The organism is Rhizobium sp. 18055 (assembly GCF_902706285.1).
GTDB lineage: Bacteria > Pseudomonadota > Alphaproteobacteria > Rhizobiales > Rhizobiaceae > Rhizobium.
Window position 1 is genome coordinate 1 of record NZ_CACSKD010000235.1, and the last position, 459, is coordinate 459.

The 459-nt window shown below is 74.5% G+C and carries 1 protein-coding gene; it reads right to left on the reverse strand.

Translation table 11 applies throughout. From position 1 onward, the window contains the following. Positions 1-459, reverse strand: a 459-nt coding sequence (locus GVL52_RS32040; protein WP_200847994.1) for a nitrate- and nitrite sensing domain-containing protein, incomplete at both ends; no start/stop codon positions are given.

Here is a 459-nt window from a genome sequence, read left to right on the forward strand (position 1 = left end):
TCGCCCACCCGCTGCTGCAGGGCCTGCAGTGCGCCTTTGCCCTCCGGCGGCAGGGCCTGGCGCGCGAGGTAGCCCGCGCCCTGCCCGCGCAGCAGGCCGAGCTTCTCGCCGAGCATGGGAGCGTTCACGGCGGCGGCCTGGATCAGGTCCTGTGTGGCGGTGTCCGGATCGGTCTGGAATCCATAGTGGTGCAGCAGCTCTTCGCCGATCTGCATCAGCACCGCCACGAGCTGCGTATGCTGCGCGAGGCTCTGCGGCGGCTGCAGCGCGCGCGTGCCCACGGCCTGCTCCAGCGCGCGCCAGGTCTGCTCGGCCTGCGCCCAGGCGCGCACCTGGGTCTCCGGCACGCCGGCTTCCGCGAACGCCTTGCCCGCCTCCGCGAATGCCTGGTTGAGCGCGTCGCGCGCGGCAGGGCGCCGCGCGGCCAGCGCCTCGTCACCGCCCAGCATGGCCGCCGAC